Here is an 18,879-nt window from a genome sequence, read left to right on the forward strand (position 1 = left end):
CGGCGAGCTGTGCGGCCTGCTCGCGCAGCTGCGGGGTGGGGGTGGCGTAGACGAAGGAGAAGAGGTCCTCGGGATGCGGCTCCGCGTCCTCGGTGATCGCGGATCGCAGCCGCGCGGCGACGCTCTCGGCGTGCGCGTGCACCTCGGCGTCGTCGCCGTCGGTGAGGCCCGCGTTCGCGCGCAGCCAGGTGCGCAGCCGCAGCAGCGGGTCGCGGGTGATCCACGGCTCCACCTCGGCCTGCGTGCGGTAGCGCGTGGCGTCGTCGGCGTTCGTGTGCGACTTCATGCGGTAGGTGATCGCCTCGACCAGCGTCGGGCCGCCGCCGTCGCGCGCCTCGGCGACGGCCTCGCCGAGCACCGCGAGCAGCGCGGCGAGGTCGTTGCCGTCGACCAGGCGGCCGCGCATCCCGTAGCCGATGCCCTTGTGCGCGAGGCTCGGCGCCGCGGTCTGCCTGCTCAGCGGCACCGAGATGGCGTAGCCGTTGTTCTGCACCAGGAAGACGACCGGCAGGTGGAAGACGGCGGCGAAGTTGAGCGCCTCGTGGAAGTCGCCCTCGCTGGTCGCGCCGTCGCCGCACATCGCGACGACGACGGTGTCCTCGCCGCGCATCCTGGCCGCGTGCGCGAAGCCGACGGCGTGCAGCAGCTGGGTGGCGAGCGGCGTCGCCTGCGGTGCGACGCGCACGCGCTTCGGGTCGTAGCCGGAGTGCCAGTCGCCGCGCAGCAGCAGGAACGCGTCGAACGGGTCCACCCCGCGCGTGACGACCGCGACCGAGTCGCGGTAGGTCGGGAACAGCCAGTCGCCGTCGGCCAGGACCATCGCGGCGGCGACCTCGCAGGCCTCCTGACCGTGCGACGACGGGTAGACGGCGAGCCTGCCCTGCCGGACCAGCGCATCCGCCTGGTCGTTGAGCCGGCGGCCGAGCACGAGGTGGCCGTAGCCGGTGCGCAGCACCTCGGCGGACGGGAACGGGTAGTGCTCGTGCCGGTGGGCGGAGCCGTCCTCGTCGATGAGCCGGAGCGGGGTGTCGCCCGGCAGCAGATCGTCGGCGTGCATCTGTTCTCCTTCGAAAGACGTCGCTGCTTCTCAGGATGACTTCGCTGGACCCGGCGCGCTACGGGTGGACGAGAACCGAGACGAATGGATGCGCGGGCACGGGTTCGGTGCCAAACTGTCTGCCATCATGGACGACATCGATGCCCGGATCCTCACGGCGCTGCGCGCGGACGGCCGCGCCTCGATCACGGCGGTCGCCGAGGCGGCGCACGTCTCGCGGGCGAACGCGTACGCGCGGCTCTCGCGGATGCTCGAGGACGGGGTGATCACGGGCTTCACCGCGAAGGTGGACCCGCGCCGGTCCGGCCGGGCGTCGTCGGCGTACGTGACGATGCGCGTCGAGCAGGCGGACTGGCACGCGCTGCGGGACCGGCTGCGGGACATCCCCGAGGTGGAGCACTTCGCGCTGGTCGGAGGCGACTTCGACGTGATTCTGCTGGTGCGGGCGCGCGACAACGAGGACCTGCGGCGGGTGGTGCTGGAGGAGCTGACCAGCATCCCCTCCGTGCGCGACACCAAGACCTCCCTCGTATTCGAGGACCACGACCTGCGCTGACCCGGCCGGAGCGTGTCGACATTTGCGCCAAATGTCGGCTCGCGGGCGAACGCTGGCGACATTTGTGCCAAATGGTAGGAGGACGGGGCGGCGCGGGTTGCCGCACTCGCACAGGTCTGCGACTATTTACTAGCTGAACGTTCGTTCGGTAATTCGCTCTCGAGGAGGACAGCGATGACCGAGGCCTACCTCGTCGGGGGCGTCCGCACCGCGGTCGGCCGCTACGGCGGCGCGCTCGCGGGCGTGCGGCCCGACGACCTCGCCGCGCTGGTCGTCGCCGAGGCCGTGCGGCGCGCGGGCGCCGACCCCGCCGCGCTCGACGAGGTCGTGCTCGGCGCGGCCAACCAGGCGGGAGAGGACAACCGCAACGTCGCCAGGATGGCCGTGCTGCTCGCCGGTCTGCCGGACGCGGTCCCCGCGGTGACCGTGAACCGGCTGTGCGCCTCCGGCCTGTCCGCGGTCGCAATGGCCGGCCAGGCGGTGCGAGCGGGGGACGCCGAGCTGATCGTCGCGGGCGGCGTCGAGTCGATGACGCGGGCGCCGTGGGTGCAGGCGAAGCCGGAGCGGCCGTGGGCGAAGCCCGGCCCCCAGTTCGACACGTCGATCGGCTGGCGCTTCGCCAATCCCCGCCTGCTCGACCGGGACAAGGCCACCTTCACGATGCCGGAGACCGCAGAGGAGGTCGCGCGCATCGACGGCATCACGCGCGAGGAGGCGGACGCGTTCGCGCTCGCCAGCCACCGCCGCGCCGCCGCCGCGACCGACGCCGGCCGGTTCGCCGCCGAGATCGTTCCGGTGCCGACCAGGGCGGGGGACGTCGTGGAGGACGAGAGCATCCGGCGCGACACCAGCGCGGAGGCGCTGGCCGCGCTGCGCCCGGTCGTCGACGGCGGGAGCGTCGTGACGGCGGGCAACTCGTCGCCGCTCAACGACGGCGCGTCGGCGATCCTCGTCGCGAGCGCTGCAGCGGTCGAGCGCTACGGCCTGCGGCCGCGGGCGCGCATCCTCTCGGCGGCGAGCGCCGGCGTCGCCCCCGAGGTGATGGGCCTCGGGCCGGTCCCCGCGACGACGAAGGCGCTCGAACGCGCCGGGCTCGACGTCGCCGACCTCGGCTGCGTCGAGCTGAACGAGGCGTTCGCCAGCCAGGCGATCGCGTGCATCCGCCGGCTCGGCCTCGACCCGGACACGGTCAACGCCGACGGCGGAGCGATCGCGCTCGGCCACGCGCTCGGCTCCAGCGGATCCCGCATCCTGATCACCCTGCTCGGGCGGATGCAGCGCGAGGGCGCCCGCTACGGCCTCGCCACGATGTGCGTCGGCGTCGGCCAGGGCACGGCCATGATCGTGGAGGCGATGCCGTGAACACACTGCTCGTGGACGAGGGGGCCGGCCGCGTCGTCGTCACCCTGAACCGGCCGGACAGGCGCAACGCGATCGACGCGCGCATGGTGGACGAGCTGCACGCGGTCTGCGAGCTGCTGGAGCGCGAGCCGCGCATCCTGATCCTCACCGGCTCCGACGGCGTCTTCGCGTCCGGCGCGGACATCGCCGAGCTGCGCGAGCGCACCGCGATCGACGCCAGGCGGAGCATCAACGCCACGATCTTCTCGCGCATCGCCGCGCTGCCGATGCCGGTGATCGCCGCCGTGGACGGCTACGCGCTGGGCGGCGGCGCCGAGCTCGCCTACGCGGCCGACTTCCGGATCGGGACGCCGCGGCTGCGGATCGGGAACCCGGAGACCGGGCTCGGGATCATCGCCGCCGCGGGCGCGCTGTGGCGGCTCCCGCAGCTGGTCGGCGAACCGCTCGCGAAGGAGATGGTGCTCGCCGGGCGCATCCTCACCGGTGAGGAGGCGCTCGCGGTCCGGCTGGTCACCGACCTGTTCGAGCCGTCGGAGCTGCTCGGCGGCGCGCACGCGCTCGCGGACCGGATCGCCGCGAACGACCCGCTCGCCACGCGCTACACGAAGCAGGTGCTGGCCGCCCCGGCCGGCGCGCACCCGCGCGCCGAGCGCGAGGCCCAGGCGGTGCTCTTCGAGTCGCCGGAGAAGCACCGGCGGATGACCGCGTTCCTCGAACGGAGGCGGCGATGAGCGCGCTGCCGGAGCGGGTCGGGGTGATCGGAGGCGGCCGGATGGGCGCCGGGATCGCGCACGCCTTCCTGATGGCGGGTGCAGGGGTGGCCGTCGTGGAGCAGAACGCGACCGCCGCCGCGCAGGCGCGGGACCGCATCCTCGACGCCGTCGCCGGCAGCGTCGAGCGCGGGGCGGTCGCCCCCGACCCCGAACGCCTGCTCGTCACGGTGACCTGGGAGGCGCTTGCCGGGGCCGGGCTCGTCGTGGAGGCGGTCCCGGAGCTCCCGGAGCTGAAGCGGGAGACGCTGCAGCGCGCCGAGACGCTGCTCGAGCCGGACGCGGTTCTCGCGACGAACACCTCCTCGCTCTCGGTCGACGCGCTCGCGGAGGCGCTGGAGCGCCCTGGCGCGTTCCTGGGCATGCACTTCTTCAACCCCGTCCCCGCCTCCGCGCTCGTCGAGGTGGTGACCGGCTCGGCGACCGCGCCGACCGCGCTGGAGGCGGCGAAGGGCTGGGTGGAGGCGCTCGGCAAGACCGCGGTGGTCGTCCGCGACTCCCCCGGCTTCGCGTCCTCCCGGCTCGGGGTGCTGCTCGGCCTGGAGGCGATCCGGATGGTCGAGGAGGGCGTCGGCAGCCCGGAGGACATCGACGCCGCCATGACGCTCGGCTACAAGCACCCGGTCGGGCCGCTCCGGCTGACCGACATCGTCGGGCTGGACGTGCGCCTCGACATCGCCGAGTACCTGGCCCGCGAGCTGGGCCCGCGCTTCCAGCCGCCCGCCCTGCTGCGCAGCATGGTCGCCGAGGGGATGCTCGGCCGGAAGACCGGGCAGGGCTTCTACCTGTGGCCTAGCGAGCGTCGATGATGAGGTTGGTGATGCGCGCGGTGCAGAGCCGGTTGCCGTCCTCGTCGGTCACGACCACCTCGTGCGAGGTGACCGTGCGGCCGAGCCGGATGGCCGTCGCGACGCCGGTGACCAGCCCGGACCGCGCCGAGCGGTGGTGCGTCGCGTTGATGTCCAGCCCCACGGCGCTTCGGCCGGGACCGGCGTGGATGACCGCCGCCCACGATCCCAGCGCCTCCGCGAACGCGACCGAGGCACCGCCGTGCAGCAGCCCGAACGACTGCCGGTTGCCTTCGACGGGCATCGTCGCGACGACGCGCTCCGCCGACTGCTCCAGGATGCGAACGCCCATCTTCGTATCGAGCTCGCCGAGCTCGATTCTCCAGTCTCCATCGGCCACGGGACCAGCCTACGTCCCCCCGGCCGGCTCGACCCCGGGAGGGAACCCATGACGCTGCCCAGCTACAACCGCGGAGAGTGGTGGACGCCGGAGGGCGACGACGGCGCGGTGGACGTGCTCGACGCCTCCACCGGCGAGCTGGTCGCCCGGATCGGCGCGGCCGGGGTCGACCTGACCGGCGCGCTCGAGTACGCGCGCACGGTCGGCCAGGCGTCGCTCGGCGCGCTCACCTTCCACCAGCGGGCGCTGCTGCTGAAGCAGCTGGCGCAGGCGCTCACCGAGCGCAAGCAGGAGCTGTACGAGCTGTCGGCGCACGCGGGCGCCACCCGCTCGGACGCGTGGATCGACGTGGACGGCGGCATCGGCGCCCTGTTCACCTACGGCTCGAAGGGCCGCCGCGAGCTGCCGAACGCCCGGGTCTACGTCGACGGGCCGCCGGAGCCGCTGTCGAAGGACGGCTCGTTCCTCGGCCAGCACATCTTCACCCGGCTGCCGGGCGTCGCCGTGCAGATCAACGCGTTCAACTTCCCGGTCTGGGGGATGCTGGAGAAGTTCGCGCCCGCGTTCCTCGCGGGGATGCCGACGCTGGTCAAGCCGGCGACGCCGACGGCGTACGTCGCGCAGGCGGCGGTGCGCATCATGGTCGAGTCGGGGCTGCTGCCGGAGGGGTCGCTGCAGCTGGTCTGCGGCGGGGTGCCCGGCCTGCTGGACGCGCTGCGGCTGGGCGACCTCGTCGCGTTCACGGGCTCGGCGTCCACCGCGTCGGCGCTGCGCGAGCATCCGTCCGTGCAGACCGGCGGGGTGCGGTTCACGAGCGAGACCGACTCCATCAACGCGTCCGTGCTCGGCCCGGACGCGGTCACCGGCAGCCCCGAGTTCGACGCGTACGTGAAGCAGCTGGTGGTGGAGCTCACGGCCAAGGCCGGGCAGAAGTGCACCGCCATCCGCCGCGCGCTCGTGCCGGAGCCGCTGGTGGACGACGTGCTGGCGGCCGTGCGGGAGCGCATCGCCTCCCGGGTCGTGGTCGGCGATCCGCGCGCGGAGGGCGTCACGATGGGTCCGCTCGCGTCCCGCGAACAGCGCGCAGAGGTTCTCCGCCAGGTGGCGCGGCTGGTGGAGGCCGGCGGCGAGCTGGTGCTCGGGGGCCTGGACCAGCCGACCGTCGTGCACGCCGACGGCGGTCTCGGCGTCGCGGCCGATGGCGCGTTCGTCGCGCCGATCGTGCTGCGGTTCGCGGACGCACGGACACCGGAGGCGCACACCGTCGAGGCGTTCGGGCCGGTCGCTGCGGTCCTCCCCTACCGGAGCGCCGAGGAGGCGGCGGAACTCGTGGCCCTCGGCGGCGGGTCCCTCGTCACCAGCGCGGCGACCCACGACCCGGACTTCGCGCGCGACCTGGTGCTCGCCTCCGCCGCGTACAACGGCCGCATCCTGCTGCTGGACCGCGACGACGCCCGCACCTCCACCGGGCACGGCTCGCCCGTCCCGCACCTGGTGCACGGCGGCCCGGGCCGCGCCGGCGGCGGCGAGGAGCTCGGCGGGATCCGGGCTGTGCTGCACCACATGCAGCGCACGGCCGTCCAGGGCTCGCCGGACATGCTGACGGCGGTCACCGGCGTCTGGCACGAGGGCGCCGCGACCGGCGAGGACCGCGTGCACCCGTTCCGCAAGTCGCTGGCGACGCTGCGGATCGGCGACCAGGTGGCCAGCGGGTCCCGCCGCGTCACCCTGGACGACATCGAGTCGTTCGCCACGTTCACCGGCGACACGTTCTACGCGCACATGGACGAGGAGGCGGCGGCGGCCAACCCGTTCTTCCCCGGCCGCGTCGCGCACGGCTACCTGCTGGTCTCCTGGGCGGCCGGCCTGTTCGTCGACCCGGCGCCCGGCCCGGTGCTGGCCAACTACGGTCTGGAGAACCTGCGCTTCCTGACGCCGGTGGTGCCGGGCGACAGCATCCGCGTCGCCCTCACCGCGAAGCAGATCACGCCGCGCGAGACCGACGACTACGGCGAGGTGCGCTGGGATGCGCGCATCCTGAACCAGCGCGACGAGCTCGTCGCCTCCTACGACGTCCTCACCCTCGTCGCCAAGGAGTAGGGCCCCTCGCCAGGCCACCGAGCACAGGAAAAGCGTCGCGATATCGCCGATTTCGCGACGCTTTTCCTGTGCTCGGCGGCTGGGGGTCAGCGGCCGAGGCAGTGCGGGGGGCGTTTCTGCTGGAAGGCGGCGAAGCCCTCGCGGTAGTCGGCGGTGTCGCGGAGGGCCGCCTGGGCGGCGTTCTCGGCGTCGACGGAGGACCAGAGGTCGAGGCCGCCGTCGCGCAGGCCCGCCACGATGCGCTTGCTCGCGAGGAACGCCTGCGTCGCCCCGTCCGCTGCGGCGGCCGCCGCCGCATCCACCTCGCCGGAAAGCCGGTCGGCCGGCAGCGCTCGGCTGAACAGGCCGCCCGCGACCGCCTCGGCGCCGCTCAGCAGCCGGCCGGAGTAGATCAGGTCGAGCGCGCGGTGCGGGCCGAGCCGGGAGACGAGCAGCCAGTGGCCGCCGGAGTCCAGCGCGGCGCCGAGCGCGGCGAACGGCGAGCCGATCTTCGCATCCTCGGCCACGAGCACCACGTCCGTCGCCAGCAGCAGGCCGAGGCCCACCCCGAGCGCAGCGCCCTGCGCGGCGGCGAAGGTCGGCGCGGGGAACGCGCTCATCCGCCGCAGCAGCGGGGTGACCAGGCCGTCGAGGTAGGCGGGCACGTCGTCCGTCGCCGGGTCGACGCCCGCGATGTCCCTGCCCGCGCAGAACGAGCGGCCCTCGCCGCGCAGCACGAGCGCGCGGACCCCGGCGGTCTCTGCCTCCGCATACGCGTCGTCGAGGCGCCGCAGGTCGTCGGGGCCGAGGGCGTTCCGGCGCTCTGGTGCGTTCAGCGTCACCCGGGCGATCCCGTCGGCGATGGTCAGCTCGATCATGGCGCTCCCTATACGTCGTAGTCCACGACGACTCGGTCGGTCAGGGGATGGGACTGGCAGGTCAGCACGTAGCCGCGCTCGAGCTCCTCCGGCTCCAGCGCGTAGTTCTCGGTCATCCGCACGTCCCCGGTCAGCAGCCGCGCCCGGCAGGTGCCGCAGACGCCGCCCGCGCACGCGAACGGGACGTCCGGCCGCACGCGCAGGGCCGCGTTCAGCACGGACTCGTTGGCGTCCACCGGCGTGGTCACGGTCGAGGTCTGCCCGTCGAGCGTGAACTCGATCTCGACCGTCTTCTCGCCATCGTGCACGACGACCGGCCGCCCGGCGTCGCCGCGCACCTCCCCCGGCTCCCCGGTCGTGAACAGCTCGAAGTGGACGCGCTCGCGCGGAACGCCGCGCGCCTCCAGCACGTCCCTGCACAGCTGGACGAGCTCGAACGGCCCGCACAGGAACCACTCGTCGACGGTCTCGGGAGGCAGCAGCCCGTCCAGCATCCGCTGCAGCCGGTCCTCGTCGATCCGGCCGGAGAGCAGCGGGGCGGAGCGCTGCTCGCGCGACAGCACGTGGTGCAGGGCCAGCCGCGACGGGTAGCGGTCCTTGAGGTCGGCCAGCTCCTCCAGGAACATCACGTCGATGGCCGTGCGGTTGGTGTAGACGAGCGTGAACCGGTTGGTGTCCGACGCGGCCAGGATGCTGGAGGCGAGGGCCATCAGCGGGGTGATGCCGGACCCGGCGGCGATGCCGGCGACGTGCGCGCCGTCGAGGGCGGCCTTCTCGATCGTGAACGTGCCCTGCGGGCTCATCACGTCGATCCGGTCGCCCGGGCGCAGCTCGCTGGTCGCCCACGTGGAGAACGCGCCGCCCAGGTCGCGCTTGATCGCCACGCTGATCCGGCCGGGAGACGGCGGCCGGCAGATCGAGTAGCTGCGCCGCAGCTCGTGGCCGCCGACCGTCGCCCGGAGCGCGACGTGCTGGCCGGGGAGGTAGTCGTACTCCCCCCGCAGCTCGTCCGGCACGGCGAAGGTGACCTCGACACTCGCCGCGGTCAGCGGCCGCACCTCGGCGACGGCGAGCGTGTGGAAGCGCGCGCGGGCCATCAGCGCGACCTCACAGCGCCTTGAAGTGGTCGAACGGCTCACCGCAGTCCTCGCACACGTAGAGCGCCTTGCACGCGGTGGAGCCGAAGTGCGACACCTCCCTGGTCTTCAGCGAGCCGCACTGCGGGCACTTCACGCCGAGGGTGAGCCGGACGGGGCCCGTCCCGCTCGGCGGCGCGATCCCGTACGCGCGGAGAGCCGCCTTCCCGGCGTCGCTGATCCAGTCGGTCGTCCACGCGGGCGACAGCACGAGCCGCACCCGCACCTCGCCGAATCCGGCCGCGTCCAGCGCACGCACCACGTCCTCCCGGATGGCGTCCATCGCCGGGCAGCCCGAGTAGGTCGGCGTCATCACGACCTCGACGCCGGTGTCGGTCACGGTCACCTCGCGCAGGATGCCGAGGTCGTCGATGGTCAGCACCGGCACCTCCGGGTCGAGCACCGCGGCGGCGGCAGCCCAGGCGCGCCCGGCCTCTGCGGCGTGCCCGGTCACCAGTCCGCCCCCGGGTGCTGCCTGGCGAGCACCTGCAGCTCCGCCAGCAGCGGGCCGAGGTGCTCGGAGTGCCGTCCGCGTCGTCCTCCGCCCGAGGAGGCGAACGCGGCCGGCAGGTCCAGTTCCGCCTCCGTGAGCACGGGGGCGATGCTCGTCTCGAACGGCGCGCGGAGGGTGGACGGGCGGACCGCGATCCCCTCCAGCCGGTCGATCAGGGGCTCGTCGTGGAACAGCTCGTCCGTGAACGGCCACAGGTCGTCGAGCGCGACGACGGTGCGCCGGCGGGACTCGTCGGTGCCGAGCGCGAGCCGCAGCAGCCAGCGGTCGGCGTGGTCGCGATGGTAGTCGACCTCCTTGACCGCCTTGGCCGCGACACCGGCGAGCACGGGGTCGGCGGAGGCGCGCAGCCGCTCGTAGAGCTCATACAGGTAGTGGGAGGCGGCGAACTGCCGGACGATGGTGTGCGCGAAGTCGCCGTTCCGCTGCTCGAACAGGTGCGCGGAGCGGAACGCGCCCTCGTCGCGCCAGTAGGCCAGGTCGTCCTCCGTGCGGCCGTCCGCGGTCCCCGCGTAGCGCAGCAGCGAGCGCGCGTGGCCGAGCAGGTCGAGCGCGATGTTGGCGAGCGCGACGTCCTCCTCCAGCTCCGGCGCCCGGGAGATCCACCAGCCGAGCCGCTGCGCGAGCACGAGGGAGTCGTCGCCGAGCCAGAGCGCGTACTCGGCGACATCCGGGGCCGCGGCGGCGTCGGCGTCCGCCGCGACGAACTCGGCGGACAGGGTCACCGTGCTCAGCTCGACGTGGCCGTGCGGAGCGTCGGAGGTGTCGCTCATAGGTGCTTCACCCCCTCGGCCTCGGTGTAGTAGGTGGCGTGCCGGAAGTTCTTGCCCTCGGCCGACTCGAAGAAGGCGTCCTTCGCATCCGGGTCGCTCGCCGTGATCGCGTCGGAGCGGACCACCCAGATCGAGACGCCCTCGCCGCGCCGGGTGTAGAGGTCGCGGGCGTTGCGCACGGCCATCTCCTCGTCGGGGGCGTGCAGCGAGCCGACGTGCACGTGGCTGAGCCCGCGGGAGGCGCGCACGAACACCTCCCACAGCGGCCAGACCTCTGCGCTCATGCGACGGCCTCCCCAGCGTCCGCGCCGCCCGCGCGCGCCGCCGCCGCGCGCTTCTCGGCGTACGCCGCCGCCGCCTCGCGCACCCAGGCGCCGTCCTCGTGCGCCTCGCGCCTGCGCTGCATGCGCTGCGCGTTGCACGGGCCGCGGCCGGCGATCACCTCCTGCAGCTCGCTCCAGTCGATCGGCCCGATGTCGTACGCCTGCTTCTCCTCGTTCCAGCGCAGCTCGGGGTCGGGCAGCGTCACGCCGAGCGCCTCCGCCTGCGGCACCAGCATCCCGACGAAACGCTGCCGCAGCTCGTCGTTGGAGAACCGCTTGATCTTCCACGCCATCGACCGCGCGGAGTTGGGCGAGTCGGCGTCGGGAGGGCCGAACATCATCAGCGACGGCCAGTACCAGCGGTCGACCGCGTCCTGCGCCATCGCCCGCTGCTCCGGCGTCCCGCGCATGAGCGTCAGCAGGATCTCGAAGCCCTGGCGCTGGTGGAACGACTCCTCCTTGCAGATGCGGACCATCGCGCGGCCGTACGGAGCGTAGGAGCAGCGGCACAGCGGCACCTGGTTGCAGATCGCGGCGCCATCGACGAGCCAGCCGATCGCGCCGATGTCCGCCCAGCTGAGCGTGGGGTAGTTGAAGATCGACGAGTACTTCGCGGCGCCGGAGATGAGCTGCTCGGTCATCTCGTCGCGCGTGATCCCGAGCGTCTGGGTCGCCGAGTAGAGGTAGAGGCCGTGGCCGGCCTCGTCCTGCACCTTCGCCATCAGGATCGCCTTGCGCTTGAGGCTCGGCGCGCGCGTGATCCAGTTCGCCTCCGGCTGCATGCCGATGATCTCCGAGTGCGCGTGCTGCGACATCTGCCGGATGAGCGTGCGCCGGTAATCGTCGGGCATCCAGTCGCGCGGCTCCACGCGAGAGTCGGCGGCGATGAGCTCGTCGAAGCGGGCGCGGCCGGCCGCGTCCTCCGTGCCGGTGTCCGTGCCGGTGCCCGCCGGGACGTGCTGCCGGGTCTGCGGTGCCGTGGCCGCCATTGGCCCTCCTCCGTGCTGACGATCTTTACTGACTGATCGTTCGTTCAGTATATCGCGCAGTCCGTCCTTCGTGCCACACTGGGCGGATGACCGACACGCTGCGCACGGATGGCCTGCGCCGGGGCCGCCCCGGCTACGACCAGCGCGGCATCCTCGAGGTGGCCGTCGCCGCGTTCAACGAGCACGGCTACGACGCCACCTCGATCGGGATGCTCGCCGAGCGCCTCGGCCTGTCAAAGTCGGCGATCTACCACCACGTCTCCTCCAAGGACGCGCTCCTGGAGCTCGCGCTCGACGAGGCGCTCGACGGCCTGGAGGGCGTGCTGCGGTCTCCGGAGGCGGAGACCGGGACCGCGGCGGAGCGGCTCGCATTCGTGCTGCGCGGCGCCGTGCGGGTGCTCGCCGACAAGCTGGACTACGTGACGCTGCTGCTGCGGGTCCGCGGCAACACCGACGTCGAGCGCGCCGCCCTCGCCCGCCGGCGCGCGTTCGACCACGCGGTCGCCGCGCTGGTCGCCGAGGCGCGCGACGAGGGCTCGCTGCGCGCCGACGCCGATCCCGCCGTGATCGCCCGCCTGCTGTTCGGCATGATCAACTCGCTCACCGAGTGGTACGACCCCGCCGGCCCGCTCACCCCCGACGACCTCGCCGACACCATCCTCACCCTCGCCCTCCGCTGAGCGGCCGCAACGTCGTCATCCTCTCGACATTTGGCACAAATCGCTGTTTCCGCTCCGCTCGTTCCCACGATTTGGCGCACATCGCTGCTCGGGCCCGGGCGGTCCGAGGATTCGGCGCACATCGTGGAGCGGCCGCCGTTACGTTGCGTGACGCCCGGCGTGCGCGCGGGGCGGGGGCGTTGCATCCTGGAGCGCATGACGAGGCAGATCCGTTTCAACGCGTTCGACATGAACTGCGTCGCCCACCAGTCCTCCGGCATGTGGCGGCACCCCGACGACCAGGCGTGGCGCTACAAGGACCTCACCTACTGGACCGAGCTCGCGAAGCTGCTGGAGCGCGGGAAGTTCGACGGCATCTTCATCGCCGACGTGCTCGGCACCTACGACGTGTACGGCGGGAGCAACGAGGCCGCCATCCGGCACGGCGCGCAGGTGCCCGTGAACGACCCGATCCTGCTGGTCTCGGCAATGGCGCTCGTGACCGAGAACCTCGGCTTCGGCATCACCGCGGGCACGGCCTACGAGCACCCGTACCCGTTCGCGCGCCGGATGTCGACGCTCGACCACCTCACCAAGGGACGCGTCGGCTGGAACGTGGTGACCGGCTACCTGCCGTCCGCCGCGCGCAACATGGGCCACGACGACCAGCTGCAGCACGACGACCGCTACGACCACGCCGACGAGTACCTGGAGGTGCTCTACAAGCTCTGGGAGGGGTCGTGGGAGGACGACGCCGTCGTCCGCGACCGCGAGACCGGCGTGTTCACCGACCCGTCGAAGGTGCACGAGATCGGCCACCAGGGCAAGCACTTCACCGTGCCGGGCATCCACCTCTCCGAGCCCAGCCCGCAGCGCACCCCGGTGATCTACCAGGCCGGCGCCTCCAAGCGCGGGATCTCGTTCGCGGCGGAGAACGCCGAGGCGATCTTCGTCGCCGCGTCCACCAAGGCCGGCCTGAAGGAGACGGTCGCCAAGCTGCGCGACGCGCTGGAGGCGGCGGGACGCGACCGCTACTCCGCGCGCATCTACACGCTGCTGACGATCATCACCGACGAGACCAGCGAGAAGGCGCAGGCGAAGTTCGAGGACTTCCTGCAGTACACCTCCGACGAGGGCGCGCTGGTGTTCATGTCGGGCTGGATGGGCGTCGACCTGTCCGAGTACGACCTGGACGAGCCGATCGGCAACGTCAAGAGCAACGCCATCCAGTCGGCGGTCGCGAACTTCCAGCGCCCGAACGAGGACGGCGGCGAGTGGACGGTGCGCGACATCGGCCGCAACGGCGCGATCGGCGGCCTCGGCCCGTACATCGTCGGCTCCGCCTCCGAGGTGGCGGACACCCTGCAGGAGTGGGTGGAGGACACCGACGTCGACGGCTTCAACCTCGCCTACGCGATCACGCCTGGCACGTTCGAGGACATCGTCGAGTTCATCATCCCCGAGCTGCAGCGGCGCGGCGCCTACCCCACCGACTACGCCGACGGCACCCTGCGCAACAAGCTGCACGGCGCCGGCGACCGCCTCCCGGAGACCCACCGCGGCGCCCGCTACCGCATCGGGGCGACTGCCGCGCGGGCCTGACCCCGCCTCCGCCGGCCCCGCAGGCCGCCGAGGGGGCGCTAGGCCTCGGCGGCGCGCGGGAGGTGCTTGGTGGAGGAGAGCAGGAGAAGGAGGGCGGAGAGGGTGGCGAGGGCGACCAGCGCGACGAACAGCCCGATCGTGGACAGCGGCGGGGTGATCGCGGCGAGCAGGGTCGGCACCAGGAAGCCGGCGTACGCGACGGCGTAGAACATCCCGGTCAGGCCGGCCAGTTCGCGCGGCGACGCGATGCTCTGCACCTCCAGCAGACCGGAGACCAGCGCGATGCCCATCCCCGCGCCGAGCACCACCGCGGCGACCAGGCCGAGCAGCAGCGAGCGCGCGGCGACGGCGCCGGTCAGCACGGCCAGTCCCACTGCGATCGTCGCGAGCGCCGCGACGAGACCGCGCGCGCTCGCGAGCGAGTGCAGGCGCTTCGCGATCGGCTGCACGAGCGAGGCGACGCCGAGCGCGACGACGGTGAGGATGGTCGCGTAGCCGAGCCCCCACTCCCCCGTCTCGTCGCCGAGCAGCACCGGCAGGTAGCCGTAGGCGAGCGCGGCGGCGGCGAAGATCCACGGCGCGGCCACGACGACCACGCGACGGAAGCGCTTGTGGGCCGCCGCCGGGATGCGCAGCTGCTCGCGCAACGGACCCGGCTCCCCGCCGGTGACCGCCGTCTCCGGCACCCGCAGAACCGCCAACAGGCACGGCAGCGTCAGCACGATGTGGACCGCGAACGGCAGCTCCTCGCCGAGCGCGGTGAACTGCGCGATCCCTCCGGCGACCAGCGCGCCCGCCGCCGACCCGAGCGTGAACGCGAGGGAGGCGCGCCTCGCCCCGGCCGCGCGGTCGACGCCCGGCTCGAAGCGCGGCGAGGAGACCTCCTTCATCCAGCTGGTGCCGACGGCCATCGCGATGCCGACCGTCACCCCGGAGAGCAGCCGGCCGACGTAGATCGGGACCGGCCCGAGCGCGCCGAGCGCGAGGCTCGCGCTCGCGAGCAGCGCGGTGACGACGCCCGCCGTCATCACCGGGCGACGGCCGTGCCGGTCGGAGAGCGCGCCGGCGACGAGCAGCGCCGGCGCGAGGCCGAGCACGTAGACGCCGAGGAACATGTTGACGGTCAGCTCGCTGTAGTGCTGGACGTCCTTGTACATCAGCAGCAGCGGGCTGAACTGGTTGCCGCACCAGCTGCAGAAGAACATCACGGCGAACACCGGCCGCCACGGCGTGCGGCGGCTCACAGCGCGCCCTGATTGCGTGCGATGTGGGCGCGCAGCAGCTCGGCGTAGCCCGCGCCGGCCCGCAGCGCATCGCGGAGCGCCTCGTGGTCGGCGAGCGAGTCGGCGAGCGTCTCCGGTCGCACCCGGAACAGCTGGTGCCGGATGCGCTGCTGGCGGTCGCGCAGCATCCCGAAGAAGTGCCAGGCGAGTTCGTTCCCCGACGCGTCGACGACGGCGGCGTGGAACCACTGGTCCGCCTCGACGAACCGCTCGACGTCGCCGGCCTCGATCGCCGCTCGCTGCTCGGCGAGCGCCTCCTCGAGCACCGCGAGCACGGCGTCGTCCGCCCCGCCCGCCTCGTGGATGCGCGCGGCCGCCGTCGCCTCGATCGCCTCGCGCAGGTCGAGCACGTTCTGCGCCTCGCGCGGCGACATCGGCACCACGATCGCCCCGCGCCGCGGCTCCAGCGCGAGCAGCCCCTCCGCCGCCAGCCGCAGGAACGCCTCGTGCACCGGAGTGCGGCTGATGCCGAGCTCCGCCCCCAGCTGGGCCTCGCTGAGCAGCGTCCCGCCCGGGGCGTCGCCCGACAGGATGAGTCGCTTGGTGTGGGCGTACGCGTTCTCGGCTGCGGGGATCATGCCCCGAGTCTACGCTCTTGCATGCAAGGTTGCGTGCAAGCGTGCCATCGGCTCAGCCGACCTGCGCCGCGAGCAGCCGCCGGACCGCCCCGAGCGGGATCGGGATCCAGCTCGGCCGGTGCCTGGCCTCGTAGGTGACCTCGTACACGGCCTTGTCCAGCTCGAACGCGTCCAGCAGCTCGTGGAACTCCTCCAGCTCGGCGCCGGCGACCGACGCGTAGCCGTCCAGGTACGCCTGCCGGGCGCGCGCCGCCCAGCCGGAGGCGTCGATCGGCGGCTCCTGGCGGGCGAGCGACCCCGCGACGTAGTCGAAGGAGCGCAGCATCCCCGCGACGTCGCGCATCGTCGCGTCCGGCCGGGAGCGCTCCGCGAGCGGCCGCAGCGGCTCGCCCTCGAAGTCGATGAACTGCCAGCCGCGGTCCGCCGCGTACAGCACCTGCCCCAGGTGCAGGTCGCCGTGGATGCGCTGCAGCACCGGCAGCGGCGCGGAGGCCGCCGCCTCGTAGACCGACGCGATCGGCCCGCGCAGCTCCTCGACCTCCGGCACCTCGGTCGTCGTGATCGTCAGCCGGCGGAACATCCCGTCGAGCGCCTCCGCCACGTCCTCCCGCGACGCCGCACGGGTCGGCAGCACGCGGGCGAGCAGCCGGTGCAGTTCCGCGGTGCCCGCTCCCAGCGCGAACGCCCGGTCCGCGAAGTCCTCTCCGCGCTCCGCCGCGCTGACGGCCAGCTCCCAGCCATCCTCCGCGCCGAGCACGAAGTCCTGCAGCAGAGCGAGCTCGCCCGTCGCGGTCCCGCCCGCCGGCGACGGCCACGAGCCGCTCAGCCAGCCGAGCAGCGCAGGCGAGTGCGTCGAGCCTCCCGAGGTCAGCGCGGCGAGGGTCGAGATGTCGGGGTTCTCGCCGTCCTGGACGACGCGGAAGACCTTGATGAGGGCGAGGCCGCCACCGGCGATTTCCGCCACGATGGACGTGTTCGACTGCTCCCCGGACAGCCGGCGCGAGGCGACGACCTCGACCGCCCCGCCCAGCGCGTGGCCCTGCGCGTGCGCGTGCTCGCCCTCCGCGCGCAGCGCTCCGCTCGCCATCGCGGCGAGCGCCGAGACGTACGCCTCCTCCGCCGGCCCGTCGTAGAGATGCCGGCCGCCCGCCTCCCCGACGTACGCGGCAGGGTCGCCGTCGCGCGCCACCCTGGCGACGAGCGGGACCTGGTACACGCGGGGCGTGTGCGGGGCGTCGTCGCAGAAGAAATGGGTGACGATCCGCGAGTCCGCGTCGGCGGGCTCCGATTCGAACGATCCCAGGAGGCGAAGCCGGGGCTCGACACTCTTGGTCGAGTACCAGCGCTGGCGGCGCATCCACGATCCGACCAGCTCGGTGAGTTCCGTCATGCCGTGAACCGTACGCCGCTCAGCGGGTTCCGACGACCACCCCCCGTGCGGCGAGGAACGGCATCGGGTCGATCTGCACGCCGTTCACGCGCACCTCCAGGTGCAGGTGGCAGCCGGTGGAGAGGCCGGTGCTGCCCACCTGGGCGATCGGCTGGCCGGCGGCGACGTGCTGCCCGACGGTCACGCCGATGCCGCCGTCGCGGATGTGCCCGTATGCCGTCTCGACGCCTCCGCCGTGGTCGATGAGGACGAAGTTGCCGTACCCGCCGTTCGGCCCGGCCGCGACGACGGTCCCGGCCGCGGCGGCGACGATCGTCGACCCGCAGGAGGCGCCGATGTCGTCCCCGGGATGGAACAGCGCCGTCCCGAGCGGGCGGGACGGCCGCGGTCCGTACCCGTCGGTGAGCGGGCCGTGCACGGGGAGCACCCAGCCGGCCGCGCTGACGGCGGGGTCGATGGTGAGCGATCTCCAGCCGACGCCCGCGGTGAGGAGCGTCGGCACCTGGGCGAGCGCGGTGCTCGCGGTCTCGACCCTCGCCTGCGCCGCGGCCACCGCCTGCTCGCTGCCGGTCACGTCCACGGCCGCCGCGGCGGTCGTCGCGGCGTCCGCCTGCGAGCCGAGCCGTGTCGCCGTCTTCGCGTCCGCCGCCGCGTCCTTCAGCGCCCGCTCGCTGTCCGCCGATAGGCTCTGCAGCCGGTCGACGGCGCCGAGCTTGGCCAGCAGGTCGCCGGGCGAGGACAGCGCGGACACCAGCGGGTCCGGGCGCAGGGCGTTGGAGGCGGTGGCCCGGACGAGCGCGGCCGCGAACGCCGCGGAGGCCTCGGCCTGCTCGTGCGCGCGCTTCGCCTTGGCCGCGAGGGCCTCGGCCTCTGCGGCGGCCCGCTCCTGCTCGCGCTGCACGCTCTGCGACCGCTCGGTCGCCGCCGCGAGGTCCTGCTGGGCCGTCGCCAGGTCGCTTGCGAGCTGCGCCGCCTGCTGGACCTGCGCGAGGTCGATCTGCGGCGCGGCGGGCAGGTCGGGGACGGTGAGCGTGATCTCGTCCGTCGGCGCGGGCGGGACGGCGGGGCGGCTGGGCTTCGGGGTGGGCTTCGGCGTGGGCTTCGGCGTCGGTTTCGGAGTGGGTGTCGGCGTCGGCGTCGGCGCGGGAGTGGGCGTCGGGGTCGGCGTCGGCGAGGGATCCGGTGTCGGTTCGGGATCGGGGGTCGGCTCCGGCGTCGGCGTCCCCGTCGACGGCGCCTGGTCCGTGCTGCCCGGCGTCGGGGTCGGCGTCGCGCACGAGACGGTGCACTCCTCCGCCGACGCGGCCTGCGGGGTCCCGACGACACCGCCTGCGACCAGCACGGCCGCCGCGAACAGCGGGGTCAGAGCGCCGAGGATCGCGCGGCGCGGCCCCCCGCGTCGTGAGGTCATCCTGTCGCGCTCGAACGCCGTCCGCATGCTCACGCGGGTCCCCCGGCGGGCGCCGGGCGAGCCCGTTATCCGATGCTCTCACCGCGGGCCGCGCACGACAAGAGAGAGCGGCATGGTCGCATGCGGCTCACAGCCTCGTCACGGTACGGTGAACCATTGTGACCGACAGCACCGAGACCCTCCGTCCGCGCCGCCGCGCCACCCGTCGTTCGGGCTGGAAGACGCTGCTGAGGGACGTGGTGATCATCTTCGTGGTCGCCGTGCTGGTCTCGTTCCTGATCAAGACGTTCGTCGCGCGCTCGTTCTACATCCCGTCGGGATCGATGGAGAACAC

General features: G+C 73.3%; 19 protein-coding genes and 1 pseudogene. 8 read left to right on the forward strand and 12 right to left on the reverse strand.

All coding sequences use genetic code 11. The features are described from left to right. On the reverse strand, positions 1-1,057 hold a 1,057-nt coding region (gene pdhA, locus ACTHMF_RS01230; RefSeq protein ID WP_440315966.1), incomplete at its 3' end, for a pyruvate dehydrogenase (acetyl-transferring) E1 component subunit alpha. A 127-nt stretch (positions 1,058-1,184) separates the two neighbouring features. Between pdhA and ACTHMF_RS01235 the strand changes: the two genes are divergently transcribed. The 4 genes from ACTHMF_RS01235 to ACTHMF_RS01250 all read left to right on the forward strand — a co-directional run bounded on the left by ACTHMF_RS01235 (position 1,185) and on the right by ACTHMF_RS01250 (position 4,554). After that, positions 1,185-1,613: an Lrp/AsnC family transcriptional regulator gene (locus ACTHMF_RS01235; protein ID WP_314147785.1), complete on the forward strand. Its 429-nt coding sequence runs from the start codon at positions 1,185-1,187 to the stop codon at positions 1,611-1,613. Between the two features lie 174 nt (positions 1,614-1,787). Continuing rightward, positions 1,788-2,975, forward strand: coding sequence for a thiolase family protein (locus ACTHMF_RS01240; RefSeq protein WP_440315967.1), 1,188 nt, complete (start codon positions 1,788-1,790; stop codon positions 2,973-2,975). Then, complete coding sequence (locus tag ACTHMF_RS01245; protein ID WP_440315968.1) at positions 2,972-3,706, forward strand: enoyl-CoA hydratase/isomerase family protein; 735 nt, start codon at positions 2,972-2,974, stop codon at positions 3,704-3,706. The genes ACTHMF_RS01240 and ACTHMF_RS01245 overlap by 4 nt, the downstream gene beginning before the upstream one ends. Continuing rightward, the gene (locus ACTHMF_RS01250; protein WP_440315969.1) at positions 3,703-4,554 is read left to right on the forward strand and encodes a 3-hydroxyacyl-CoA dehydrogenase family protein; all 852 of its coding nucleotides are present in this window, start codon (positions 3,703-3,705) and stop codon (positions 4,552-4,554) included. Before ACTHMF_RS01245 ends, ACTHMF_RS01250 begins: the two co-directional genes overlap by 4 nt. On the opposite strand, the gene ACTHMF_RS01255 is transcribed toward ACTHMF_RS01250, so the two are convergent. Beyond that, the gene (locus ACTHMF_RS01255) at positions 4,538-4,933 is read right to left on the reverse strand and encodes a PaaI family thioesterase (RefSeq protein ID WP_314147789.1); all 396 of its coding nucleotides are present in this window, start codon (positions 4,931-4,933) and stop codon (positions 4,538-4,540) included. The two genes, ACTHMF_RS01250 and ACTHMF_RS01255, sit on opposite strands and share 17 nt — an antisense overlap. A gap of 48 nt (positions 4,934-4,981) precedes the next feature. Here ACTHMF_RS01255 and paaZ point away from each other — a divergent pair, with 48 nt between their 5' ends. Further along, positions 4,982-7,033: a phenylacetic acid degradation bifunctional protein PaaZ gene (gene paaZ / locus ACTHMF_RS01260; protein WP_440315970.1), complete on the forward strand. Its 2,052-nt coding sequence runs from the start codon at positions 4,982-4,984 to the stop codon at positions 7,031-7,033. 86 nt (positions 7,034-7,119) lie between these two features. On the opposite strand, the gene ACTHMF_RS01265 is transcribed toward paaZ, so the two are convergent. From ACTHMF_RS01265 to paaA, 6 genes are read right to left on the reverse strand one after another with little or no spacing between them, the layout of a single operon-like run. After that, positions 7,120-7,890, reverse strand: coding sequence for an enoyl-CoA hydratase/isomerase family protein (locus ACTHMF_RS01265; protein ID WP_440315971.1), 771 nt, complete (start codon positions 7,888-7,890; stop codon positions 7,120-7,122). Positions 7,891-7,898: 8 nt separating this feature from the next. Continuing rightward, positions 7,899-8,987 carry a 1,2-phenylacetyl-CoA epoxidase subunit PaaE gene (gene paaE, locus ACTHMF_RS01270; protein ID WP_440315972.1) on the reverse strand — a complete coding sequence of 363 codons (1,089 nt, stop codon included), beginning with the start codon at positions 8,985-8,987 and terminating at the stop codon, positions 7,899-7,901. 10 nt (positions 8,988-8,997) lie between these two features. Further along, positions 8,998-9,480: a 1,2-phenylacetyl-CoA epoxidase subunit PaaD gene (gene paaD, locus ACTHMF_RS01275; protein ID WP_440315973.1), complete on the reverse strand. Its 483-nt coding sequence runs from the start codon at positions 9,478-9,480 to the stop codon at positions 8,998-9,000. Beyond that, on the reverse strand, positions 9,477-10,310 hold the full coding sequence (paaC, locus tag ACTHMF_RS01280; RefSeq protein WP_440315974.1) for a 1,2-phenylacetyl-CoA epoxidase subunit PaaC: 834 nt from the start codon (positions 10,308-10,310) through the stop codon (positions 9,477-9,479). Before paaC ends, paaD begins: the two co-directional genes overlap by 4 nt. Then, positions 10,307-10,594, reverse strand: a complete 288-nt coding sequence (gene paaB, locus ACTHMF_RS01285) for a 1,2-phenylacetyl-CoA epoxidase subunit PaaB (RefSeq protein WP_314147794.1) — start codon at positions 10,592-10,594, stop codon at positions 10,307-10,309. Before paaB ends, paaC begins: the two co-directional genes overlap by 4 nt. Further along, the gene (paaA, locus tag ACTHMF_RS01290) at positions 10,591-11,622 is read right to left on the reverse strand and encodes a 1,2-phenylacetyl-CoA epoxidase subunit PaaA (protein ID WP_440315975.1); all 1,032 of its coding nucleotides are present in this window, start codon (positions 11,620-11,622) and stop codon (positions 10,591-10,593) included. Before paaA ends, paaB begins: the two co-directional genes overlap by 4 nt. A gap of 86 nt (positions 11,623-11,708) precedes the next feature. On the opposite strand from paaA, the gene ACTHMF_RS01295 reads away from it, so the two are divergent. Next, positions 11,709-12,302: a TetR/AcrR family transcriptional regulator gene (locus ACTHMF_RS01295; protein ID WP_440315976.1), complete on the forward strand. Its 594-nt coding sequence runs from the start codon at positions 11,709-11,711 to the stop codon at positions 12,300-12,302. 195 nt (positions 12,303-12,497) lie between these two features. After that, the gene (locus ACTHMF_RS01300) at positions 12,498-13,883 is read left to right on the forward strand and encodes an LLM class flavin-dependent oxidoreductase (RefSeq protein WP_440315977.1); all 1,386 of its coding nucleotides are present in this window, start codon (positions 12,498-12,500) and stop codon (positions 13,881-13,883) included. Between the two features lie 38 nt (positions 13,884-13,921). On the opposite strand, the gene ACTHMF_RS01305 is transcribed toward ACTHMF_RS01300, so the two are convergent. From ACTHMF_RS01305 to ACTHMF_RS01320, 4 genes are read right to left on the reverse strand one after another with little or no spacing between them, the layout of a single operon-like run. After that, positions 13,922-15,127 (reverse strand): MFS transporter, encoded by a 1,206-nt coding sequence (locus ACTHMF_RS01305; RefSeq protein ID WP_440315978.1) that lies wholly within the window; start codon positions 15,125-15,127, stop codon positions 13,922-13,924. Beyond that, entirely contained in the window at positions 15,124-15,744 is a 621-nt protein-coding gene (locus ACTHMF_RS01310; protein ID WP_314147799.1) for a GntR family transcriptional regulator, read from the reverse strand. Before ACTHMF_RS01310 ends, ACTHMF_RS01305 begins: the two co-directional genes overlap by 4 nt. A 52-nt stretch (positions 15,745-15,796) precedes the next feature. Next, positions 15,797-17,134: a maltokinase N-terminal cap-like domain-containing protein gene (locus ACTHMF_RS01315; protein ID WP_440315979.1), complete on the reverse strand. Its 1,338-nt coding sequence runs from the start codon at positions 17,132-17,134 to the stop codon at positions 15,797-15,799. Between the two features lie 19 nt (positions 17,135-17,153). Next, complete coding sequence (locus ACTHMF_RS01320; RefSeq protein ID WP_440315980.1) at positions 17,154-18,572, reverse strand: M23 family metallopeptidase; 1,419 nt, start codon at positions 18,570-18,572, stop codon at positions 17,154-17,156. Positions 18,573-18,703: 131 nt separating this feature from the next. On the opposite strand from ACTHMF_RS01320, the pseudogene ACTHMF_RS01325 reads away from it, so the two are divergent. Then, a pseudogene (locus ACTHMF_RS01325) lies at positions 18,704-18,879 on the forward strand (signal peptidase I); the annotation flags it as partial.

The sequence above is a fragment of the Leifsonia sp. genome (assembly GCF_051955155.1).
In the GTDB taxonomy this organism is placed as follows: Bacteria; Actinomycetota; Actinomycetes; order Actinomycetales; family Microbacteriaceae; genus Leifsonia.

Coding starts and splice junctions, on each gene's coding strand:
- ACTHMF_RS01300 (WP_440315977.1), top strand. CDS start 12,498: ATGACGAGGCAGATCCGTTTCAACGCGTTCGACATGAACTGCGTCGCC.
- ACTHMF_RS01265 (WP_440315971.1), bottom strand. CDS start 7,890: ATGATCGAGCTGACCATCGCCGACGGGATCGCCCGGGTGACGCTGAAC.
- paaA (WP_440315975.1), bottom strand. CDS start 11,622: ATGGCGGCCACGGCACCGCAGACCCGGCAGCACGTCCCGGCGGGCACC.
- ACTHMF_RS01240 (WP_440315967.1), top strand. CDS start 1,788: ATGACCGAGGCCTACCTCGTCGGGGGCGTCCGCACCGCGGTCGGCCGC.
- ACTHMF_RS01310 (WP_314147799.1), bottom strand. CDS start 15,744: ATGATCCCCGCAGCCGAGAACGCGTACGCCCACACCAAGCGACTCATC.
- ACTHMF_RS01315 (WP_440315979.1), bottom strand. CDS start 17,134: ATGACGGAACTCACCGAGCTGGTCGGATCGTGGATGCGCCGCCAGCGC.
- paaZ (WP_440315970.1), top strand. CDS start 4,982: ATGACGCTGCCCAGCTACAACCGCGGAGAGTGGTGGACGCCGGAGGGC.
- ACTHMF_RS01250 (WP_440315969.1), top strand. CDS start 3,703: ATGAGCGCGCTGCCGGAGCGGGTCGGGGTGATCGGAGGCGGCCGGATG.
- paaC (WP_440315974.1), bottom strand. CDS start 10,310: ATGAGCGACACCTCCGACGCTCCGCACGGCCACGTCGAGCTGAGCACG.
- ACTHMF_RS01295 (WP_440315976.1), top strand. CDS start 11,709: ATGACCGACACGCTGCGCACGGATGGCCTGCGCCGGGGCCGCCCCGGC.
- ACTHMF_RS01235 (WP_314147785.1), top strand. CDS start 1,185: ATGGACGACATCGATGCCCGGATCCTCACGGCGCTGCGCGCGGACGGC.
- paaE (WP_440315972.1), bottom strand. CDS start 8,987: ATGGCCCGCGCGCGCTTCCACACGCTCGCCGTCGCCGAGGTGCGGCCG.
- ACTHMF_RS01320 (WP_440315980.1), bottom strand. CDS start 18,572: ATGCGGACGGCGTTCGAGCGCGACAGGATGACCTCACGACGCGGGGGG.
- paaB (WP_314147794.1), bottom strand. CDS start 10,594: ATGAGCGCAGAGGTCTGGCCGCTGTGGGAGGTGTTCGTGCGCGCCTCC.